At 39.0% G+C, this 9639-nt stretch carries 8 protein-coding genes; all 8 read left to right on the top strand.

Translation table 11 applies throughout. The features are described from left to right. Window positions 1–199 precede the first annotated feature (199 nt). The 8 genes from FEK29_RS10935 (at window position 200) to FEK29_RS10895 (ending at window position 9636) form a co-directional block, all read left to right on the top strand. The gene (locus tag FEK29_RS10935; protein ID WP_138258469.1) at window positions 200–604 is read left to right on the top strand and encodes a hypothetical protein; all 405 of its coding nucleotides are present in this window, start codon (window positions 200–202) and stop codon (window positions 602–604) included. A gap of 16 nt (window positions 605–620) precedes the next feature. Then, on the top strand, window positions 621–1337 hold the full coding sequence (locus FEK29_RS10930) for a hypothetical protein (protein ID WP_138258468.1): 717 nt from the start codon (window positions 621–623) through the stop codon (window positions 1335–1337). Between the two features lie 247 nt (window positions 1338–1584). Then, complete coding sequence (locus FEK29_RS10925) at window positions 1585–2595, top strand: CPBP family intramembrane glutamic endopeptidase (protein WP_138258467.1); 1011 nt, start codon at window positions 1585–1587, stop codon at window positions 2593–2595. A gap of 456 nt (window positions 2596–3051) precedes the next feature. Beyond that, entirely contained in the window at window positions 3052–3948 is an 897-nt protein-coding gene (locus FEK29_RS10915; RefSeq protein ID WP_138258466.1) for a DnaJ C-terminal domain-containing protein, read from the top strand. Window positions 3949–3955: 7 nt separating this feature from the next. Then, entirely contained in the window at window positions 3956–4249 is a 294-nt protein-coding gene (locus FEK29_RS10910; protein WP_138258465.1) for a chaperone modulator CbpM, read from the top strand. A 254-nt stretch (window positions 4250–4503) separates the two neighbouring features. Next, window positions 4504–5952: a BLUF domain-containing protein gene (locus tag FEK29_RS10905; protein ID WP_138258464.1), complete on the top strand. Its 1449-nt coding sequence runs from the start codon at window positions 4504–4506 to the stop codon at window positions 5950–5952. Window positions 5953–6105: 153 nt separating this feature from the next. Further along, complete coding sequence (gene uvrA, locus FEK29_RS10900; protein ID WP_138258463.1) at window positions 6106–8940, top strand: excinuclease ABC subunit UvrA; 2835 nt, start codon at window positions 6106–6108, stop codon at window positions 8938–8940. Window positions 8941–8949: 9 nt separating this feature from the next. Beyond that, window positions 8950–9636 carry an LOG family protein gene (locus tag FEK29_RS10895; protein WP_138258462.1) on the top strand — a complete coding sequence of 229 codons (687 nt, stop codon included), beginning with the start codon at window positions 8950–8952 and terminating at the stop codon, window positions 9634–9636. Window positions 9637–9639: the final 3 nt, after the last annotated feature.

The raw sequence follows: 9639 nt of genomic DNA, 5'->3' as shown, positions 1-9639 counted from the left end.
AGTGTGTTCCGTTTTCATATCTTTTTGTTTTAGAGAACTTTAAAGATAAAGGACACGCTGCTTTTACATAGATGCTAACCGCAATTACGGCGGATTCGACTACGTCCGAATCCACTCGGAATTGCTCAAGTCCGTGCCAAACCTAAAATTAACGCATATTAACCCGTAACTGACGGTTATACGAGCCGTTGGCAACAATATGAAAAAACTAATTATTCTTTGTTTATTATTAAATGGACTGACTTCATGTGCGCAGGATTTAAAATGTGCGGATTTTAAAAACGGAACATTTATGACTCCTGGAAATTCTAATTTTCCGTACCAAGGAACAATTATTCGAAAGAATGGCAAGCAAATAGAATGGTCTACCCAAAGTTCGGATACGACGCAAATCAATATAAAGTATTTGGACGACTGCAACTACGTATTGACATATGACACGGAACTAAATGAATTGGACGAGTTGGAAAAATTAATAAATGATTCAGGTGGTATGCGAGTAAAGGTTCTGGAAATAAAAGGAGATACTCTATTTTATAATGGACTTTTGCAAAACGACACCCTTCGATTTGAACAACCAGGTCTAATGATAAAGGTGAACTAACTTGTCCTAAAACGGTATGAAAAAAGAAATCGCTACAAAATCCTCGATATCCAAAAAAATCGAAAAAGGATTAGAGCAATCTCAACTAGCGGATAATGTAAAAAATATATTTACTACGCTTTTAAGTGCTACAGTTGTAGGAGGCCCATTTGCAAATTTGATAAATTCATATATTCCCTCAAGGAGGTTTTTGAGGTTAGAAAATTTCGTGAATGACCTCGCTGTAAAAATTCAAGAAGTAAAAGACGATATAAATGTCAATTATATTGAGACAGAAGAATTTTCTTTTCTATTCGAACAATCAATAAAATCCGTTTCAGAAAACTATCAAAAAGAAAAGCTTGAAGCCTACAAGGCGATTTTGATAAATTCACTACTCCCAAATGAATATAACGAAGAGCAAAAAGAATTCTATTTGAACCTTGTAGGCAGTTTGACCGTTATACATCTTAAAATTTTAAATTTTGCTCAGGACACTTTTGCCTATTTACGAAAAAATGAAATCGAACCTAAAAGTATAACTGGGAGCTTAGAAAATTCTCTTAAACAAATATTTTCAGATTATGACTTTAATACAATCATAATGGCAATAAATGATTTGTATCAATATGGTCTTGTTAACATTGACACGAGTAATATTCGAACAATGACTGTAAATAGAGGAATGGACATCGTTGGAGATAAAAGAACGACTGAAAGTGGCGACAAATTTGTAGACTTTATAACAACATAAAAAATACTGTTGCCAACAATACCTATAGCAAATAGGGCGGTAAGTGCAAAATTCAATGGCTTGGGTTTATTTGCCAAGTCCGCCAAATCTTTTGGATTTGGCTTTTAAAATGAAAAAGATAAAAACAAAACGAAAAGCTTTGGCTACGAGCTCAGACGGAAACTCAACGTTTCCTTGCCTGCCCTACTTGCCATAGCCGAGACGTTAGCTGCAAGCTTGACAACCGAACCAAATAAAAAAACCAAATATGAAAGAACTATTAAAATCTAAACCAATATTAAGTTTCCTTCTTCTGACGTTTGGTATAACTTTTTCTTTTTGGTTTTTACCAATTATAGTTTTATTACCAAAAGATATTGGATTTGCGGCTATATTAATCGGTGGTTGTGGACCATTAATTGCCGGTTTTCTTAATACTTATGTAATTTCGGGAGAGAAAATCAAAATAAACTCTAAACCGATTTTTATTACTGTTTTTCTAATTGCTGCGTTAGTTCTCTTTTTGCGCTTGTATTTTGTTAATAATGGACTTGGTGATGTCAATGGGCTAATGCCAAGTCTTAATGAAGTTAGTTTTTTAAGTTATATATTATTTGGGATACTCTTTTTTATTTTAGCTATTAATTTAAGTAATGCTACCAATTCTAAATTAAAAGAAAACTATCTTAAGTCTTCGTTTTTTGAAAAGCGAAAATCAAAGTGGTACATCATTGGGTTTTCATTATTTATTATTTTGAATATAAGCAGTTACTTTATTGGTAGTTTATTAGGTATTAAAACTACTGACTTCATATTCAAAACTGACCCTTTTTGGCTTATAGGTTTTTTTAGCAATTTATTATTTTTTGGTGGTGTTGAAGAATTTGGGTGGAGAGGTTTTTTGCAAAAAGAGCTGCAAAAGAAATACAATCCGTTAATTGGATCTTTAATAATTTCATTCTTTTGGAGTCTGTGGTTTCTTCCTCTACATTATAATGGAATATATTCAACCAACGGCTTTATGGATTTACTTCCAAGATTTATATGGCTAATTCCAATAACTATTGTTTTTACTTGGTTATACAATAAATCCTCATATTCTATACTTGCTGTAATTTTATTGCACGCTATGTTGAATAATGTGAATAGTGCTATTGGTAGTTCAGGATTGGTTTACACTATTATAGGAATAGTAGTAGCTATTTTCTTCATATTTGATGATAAAATGTGGAAGAAAAAGCCGTACCACCTTATCTATGAAAACAAGGAAACTGACTAAAGCCAGCAGCTAACAAAGAACTGAGTTAAAAAACAAGTCTTTTTAGTTCAATTTCGATACATAATTCTCATCGTAGGGCAGCCCGGATTTGACAATCGCAAATGCCTGTTGCAACAAGTTGTTCAATATCGAAATCAAGGTAGGCTTGCGGACCAATTTGTCTCATCAAGTGTTGATATATTTCTGTCTCTATTTTTATAGGATTTTAGGCCGAAAAAATGAAAGGAACTTAATCTGTAGCTAAAATTCCTTCCATGATCATATCATCTTTTCTAGTTCTATGGAAATCATTAAACCGCATGTAACAGCCCATCGCCAAATTCCTACTATTTTTTGTGCATTCGAACAGCAATATAGGTGTTTGAATGCATCAAGTTCACAAAAATCATTGGGCGGACAATAGAAATCACATTGATTTATGTAACTTGAAAGAAGAATAGATTTGGATATACTACCATGAATTTTATAGACTATTACCAGGTTCTGGGGTTGGATAAGTCCGCGACTGAAAAAGATATAAAATCCGCCTATCGAAAACTGGCCAGAAAACATCATCCAGACTTAAACCCCAACAACACGGATGCAGAGGAGAAATTCAAAAAAATCAATGAGGCCCATGAAGTACTGAGCGACCCTGAAAAAAGAAAGAAATATGACCAATATGGGAAGGATTGGCAACACGCGGAAGAATTTGAAAAGGCCAAATCACAAAGACGTAGTCAACCTTCTGGTGGCAGTTACAGGGAATACACATACTCAGGCGGTCAAGAAAGTGATTTTTCAGATTTCTTTGAATCCATGTTTGGGGGTAGTGGCTTCAGTAGGCAACAAGGAAGGGCAAAGTACAGGGGGCAGGATTTCAATGCGGAGCTTCGATTAAATCTTTCCGAAGTTAAAGAAACGCATAAGCGCACGCTCACTGTAAATGGAAAAAACATAAGAATTACAATACCAGCTGGGATCGAAGACGGTCAGACCATCAAAATAAAAGGATATGGCGGGGAGGGAATCAATGGGGGACCTAAAGGTGACCTTTACATTACCTTTTCCATTTTGAACGACACCCCTTTTAAAAGAGAGGGCGCCAACCTTTATAAGACCATTGAAATCCCATTAACAACGGCTGTTCTTGGAGGGGAAATAGTGTTGGAAACCTTAACGGGAAAAGTGAAATTGAGCGTGAAGCCGGGAACACAGAACGGGGCCACCGTGAAGCTTAGAGGCAAGGGATTTCCTTTATATAAAAAAGATGGGTTTGGCGACCTATTTATCACATATAGCCCAAAGATTCCAGTAAAGCTTACTACAGAGCAAGAAAGGATTTTTAAGGAACTTGAACAAAAAGGTTTGTAAAAGCATCATGGAAAAAGCTACTTATATATTTATTGAGGAATTTTGCAACCATCACAATATTGAGGTTTCATTAGTGCATCGGCTCGTGGAGTTTGAAATCCTTACAATTGAGAAGAAGGAGGAAAAGGAAATGATTAAGATCAGTGAACTTCCAAAACTCGAAAAAATGGTGAGGTTACACCAAGAACTGGAAATTAACCCGGAAGGACTCCAAGCTATTCACCATCTCTTGATTCAAGTTACAAACTTGCAAGATGAAATTAAATTATTGCGCAGGAAATTGCATAGGTTCGAAAACTAAAACTGGTATAGACTTCATTCAAATTCTTTAAGTATATTAAAACAATACTAAAAAAAATCTTTAACTCTATTGGGATTGGCACGGGCCAGCTACAGAAAACACCAAGGTAGGATTGGCAGGGTCTTTAATAATCTGTTTAGTATTAATAACGCTATAACTTAACAGTATCCGTGCTTGAGAAATATTTAACGAGGTTTATAAGAAAAAATATAGTTAATTTTAAGTTTTGAGTCCCTTAGACTTTTACCATTGCCATGCTTCATATTAATTTTGAACATCCTTTTGACCAACTACGAAAATTGGCTCTTAGCCTTGGTGCCGATTTTAAGGAATATCAGGATTCTGCGATTTTAACGCTTGACAATTTGGTGGGCAAAGGAACCGTTACCACCTATAGTGTATTCGAGGGACTCAATGTAAGGGTGTACGATATAACTTTCAATGAGGAATTAAAGATTTCGAAGATGGAGCAGGACCCATCCATAATCTATTTTCTTTACTGTGTAAAGGGTCATTTTTTTCACAGGTTCGAGAACCAGGAAAACAACAATAAAATATACCCAAGACAGAATGTTATTTTTTCCAGTGCCGCAAAGTCCCCAAACATCGTAACCTTTCCCAGTAAAGTACATTTAAGGTTAAGCGCGATTTTTGTACGGGAAAAAATGGGAGAGTCAAATTCCAAACGAAAAACGCTCTTGGAGACAGCATTGGAGGATATAACCTCCTTCATCAGTAAGGAAAAACCCTTTAGTTATTATGGTGAGATAAGTCCCTTAACCTCAAAGTACGCATCTATCCTTATCGAAAATAAAAGAACCGATGCCGTTGGCAAACTATTGGTAGAGGGTGCCGTTGTAAATACATTAGCGTCCCAAGTGGAGCACCATGACGTTACTAAGGAAGAGATTAAAATAAGTTTTCCGCTTTCTAACACAGAAATACTCAGGATATCTGAAGTTGCCGAACATATTGCCGAAAACATAGACCGATCCCTTAATATTGACCATCTATCAAAAACGTTTGGATTATCCCCAAAAAAACTTCAGGCAGGTTTTAGGCATCTCTTTGGGGAAAGCCTTGGAAATTTTATCACTCACTTACGCCTGGAAAAAGGAAAGGAGCTTATCCAACATACAGATTTGACCATTTCTGAAGTATGCTACAAAATAGGCTTTTCTAGCAGAAGCTATTTCTCCAAAACCTTTTCGGAGAGATTTGGACTCTTGCCCAGCAAATTTAAAAGTTCGCTTTCCTCAGATGATTTGATTTATGAACTTACCTATAAATCGACCATGTCAGACGGTGTTCAAATTTCCGATATTGAGGATATAATCGAGGTGGCTAACTCTGTCAATCAAGAAAACAACATCACAGGATGTCTTGTTTGCCAAGACAATGATTTCTTTCAATTTTTGGAAGGACCCAAATCCAATGTGCTCCAAGTCTTCGATAAAATAAAAAAGGACCCAAGACACTATGATTTGGAAGTGCTCACCCGCAAAATAAATTCACATCGTTTTTTTCCAAATTGGAGTATGGCCTTACTATCGGATAAGGACATATTGGATCAAACATTCAAGAACAAGGCCATTAACTTGAACTTGGATACTTCGGGTATACGGGGCAACGAAAATGTACACATTAGTAGTACCGTTTTCTGGAGAAGGGTTCTCAATTTGATAAAGGTTTCCCAAGCTTGATACCACCGCTTAAAACAGCAATACTATCTTATTAGCTATTTGTCGCCCCTTGTGAAAGGGCCCTGAATTTTAGAGTTTTATTAGTAAAATATAAATGGCACCGGGTTCTTGTTTCGCTATCAAAATCGTAATTTTGCAACTTTGTCAATTGCTATGATTAACTACGAGGAGAATATTGAGGTAAAAGGGGCACGCGTTCATAACCTCAAAAATATCGATGTCACCATTCCTAGGGAAAAGCTTGTCGTTATTACCGGACTTTCGGGAAGCGGTAAATCCTCCTTGGCTTTTGATACAATCTATGCCGAAGGCCAGCGGAGGTACATTGAAACCTTCTCGGCCTATGCCCGCCAATTTTTAGGTGGCCTGGAACGGCCGGATGTTGATAAGATCGACGGACTTTCCCCGGTCATTGCCATTGAACAGAAAACTACCTCAAAATCACCAAGGTCCACCGTTGGCACCATTACGGAAGTATACGATTTCCTACGTTTGCTTTTTGCCCGTGCCGGTGATGCCCATAGTTACAATACGGGCGAAAAAATGGTCAGTTACAGTGACGCGCAAATAAAGGAACTGATCATTGAGGCGTATACCGATAAAAAAATCAATATCCTTGCCCCGGTAATCAAATCCCGAAAAGGACATTACAGGGAACTGTTCGAGCAAATTGCCAAACAGGGCTTTGTGAAGGTCCGCGTGGACGGAGAAATTCGCGATATTGTAAAGGGCATGAAGGTGGACCGATACAAGACCCACGATATTGAAATCGTAATCGATAGGTTGAAGGTTCAGGAAAGCGAAGAGCTGCACAAGCGCCTGGCAGAAACCATCAATACGGCCATGTACAGTGGCGATAACGTTTTAATGGTAATCGAGGAAGGTTCTGATGTTCCCAGATATTTCAGTAGGGATTTGATGTGCCCTGCCACGGGAATCTCCTATCCTACCCCAGAACCCAATACCTTTTCCTTCAACTCCCCAAAAGGAATGTGTCCCAACTGCAGTGGCCTGGGACATGTGTACGAAGTAAATGCGGACAAAATATTTCCCAACAAAAAACTTTCCATAAAGAACGGTGGTATAGCACCGCTTGGCGAGTATAAAAAATCCTGGGCGTTTAAACAGATAGAGACCATAGCCCAACGCTTTGGTTTTGAGTTAACGGACTCAATAAGCAAAATACCCCAAGAGGCCATTGATGTATTGCTCTACGGGGGGAACGAGAGTTTTGAGGTGGATTCCAAATCCTTGGGCGTAAAAAGAACCTATAAAATAGACTACGAAGGAATTTCAAATTTTATAAAGAATCAATTTGATCAGGCGGAATCGACTTCCATCAAACGATGGGCGAAGGAATACATGGATAAAATAAAATGTCCTACCTGTGAAGGCACTAGGCTGAAAAAGGAATCGCTCTACTTTAAGATAGACGATAAGAATATTGCGGAATTGGCCTATATGGACATTGCGGAATTGTCCAATTTCTTTGAAGGGCTGGAAAAAAACTTGGAAGGAAACCAATTGAAAATTGCCGAGGAAATCATCAAGGAAATCCGTACCAGGATCCGCTTTCTTCTGGATGTAGGGCTAGATTATCTTTCCCTCAACCGCAGTTCAAAGTCCTTGTCTGGCGGGGAGGCGCAACGAATTAGGTTGGCGACCCAAATAGGCTCCCAATTGGTGGGGGTACTCTATATCTTGGACGAACCCAGCATCGGGCTACATCAAAGGGACAATTCACGACTGATAAAATCACTGGAGTCCTTGCGGGACATTGGAAACTCGGTGATCGTTGTAGAACACGATCGGGATATGATCGAACGTGCGGACCATGTCATCGACATCGGTCCAAAAGCAGGCAAGCACGGTGGGGAAATTATTTCCGAAGGAAACCCCCAAGACCTCAAAAAACACCATACGCTTACGGCGGATTATATCACCGGGGTAAAGGAAATAAAGGTGCCCAAAAAACGAAGAAAGGGCAATGGTGAGAAAATCGTACTCTCCGGATGCACGGGTAACAACCTAAAAAATATTACGGTGGAATTCCCCCTTGGAAAAATGATCGGGGTAACGGGGGTGTCCGGAAGTGGTAAATCCACCTTGATCAATGAGACACTCTACCCCATTATGAACGCCCATTATTTCAACGGTGTAAAAAAACCAATGCCGTATAAAAAGATTACGGGGCTGGAGCATATTGATAAGGTCATCGACATCAATCAATCCCCTATTGGTAGAACACCACGGTCCAATCCTGCAACGTATACCGGCGTTTTCAGCGAAATTCGGTCTTTGTTCACAAAAACCCCAGAGGCCTCCATACGAGGCTACAAACCGGGCCGATTCAGCTTTAATGTGAAGGGCGGTAGATGTGAAACCTGCCAGGGAGGGGGACTACGTGTCATTGAAATGAATTTCCTACCGGATGTATATGTAGAATGTGAAACCTGCAACGGCAAGCGTTTTAACAGAGAGACCTTGGAAATTAGGTATAAGGGCAAATCCATTTCGGATGTTTTGGAAATGACCATCAATGAAGCGGTCGATTTTTTTGAACTTATTCCAAAAATCCATCGTAAGTTAAAAACAATACAGAATGTAGGTTTGGGTTATATTTCACTTGGACAGCAGTCCACTACCCTATCCGGCGGGGAAGCACAACGAATTAAATTGGCCACGGAACTTTCCAAACGGGATACGGGAAATACGTTCTATATCCTGGACGAGCCCACTACCGGACTTCACTTTGAGGACATACGCGTTCTGATGGAAGTATTGAACAAACTGGTGGATAAGGGCAATACCGTTTTGGTCATAGAACATAACTTGGATGTAATAAAAATGGTGGACCACGTTATTGATATAGGATATGAGGGAGGTCGCACCGGGGGGCAACTGATAGCGCATGGCACACCGGAAGAAATTTGTAAAGTCAAGGACAGTTATACGGCAGAGTTTTTGAGAAAAGAGTTAAAAAAATAAGGCAAGCAAATGAGAAACGAAAAGCACCACAAAGGGTGGAACGAAATCAAGACAAACGATTCTTGGGCCATATTTAAGATTATGGGCGAATTCGTTAACGGTTTCGAAAAAATGAGCAAAATAGGACCCTGTGTTTCGGTATTTGGTTCGGCAAGAACCAAAGAGGGCGACAAATACTACCAGCTAGCGGTAAATGTTTCCAAAAAAATAGCAGAGGCCGGTTATGGCGTAATCACTGGTGGCGGTCCGGGTATTATGGAGGCTGGAAACAGGGGCGCCCATTTGGCCGGTGGTACTTCGGTAGGGTTGAACATCGACCTTCCTTTTGAACAACATGACAATCCGTATATCGATGAGGACAAAAGCCTGGACTTCGACTATTTCTTTGTTAGAAAGGTGATGTTCGTAAAATATTCCCAGGGTTTTGTGGTTATGCCGGGAGGCTTCGGGACCTTGGATGAACTGTTCGAAGCAATCACCCTGATCCAGACCCATAAAATTGGAAAATTCCCGATCATCCTTGTGGGAAGTGAATTTTGGACCGGTCTATTCGATTGGATAAAAAACACGATGCTTTCTTTTGGGAATATCAGTCCGGAGGATCTAGATCTTATAAAAATTGTCGATACCGAAGACGAGGTGGTGGAAATCATCGATGCCTTTTATAAAGGCCATACCCTAAGTCCCAATTTTTAGATT

Origin of the sequence: Maribacter aurantiacus (assembly GCF_005780245.1) — a bacterium.
Taxonomy (GTDB): Bacteria; Bacteroidota; Bacteroidia; order Flavobacteriales; family Flavobacteriaceae; genus Maribacter; species Maribacter flavus.
Note: the sequence above shows the minus strand (reverse complement) of the source record. Positions and strands in the feature narration are given on the sequence as shown.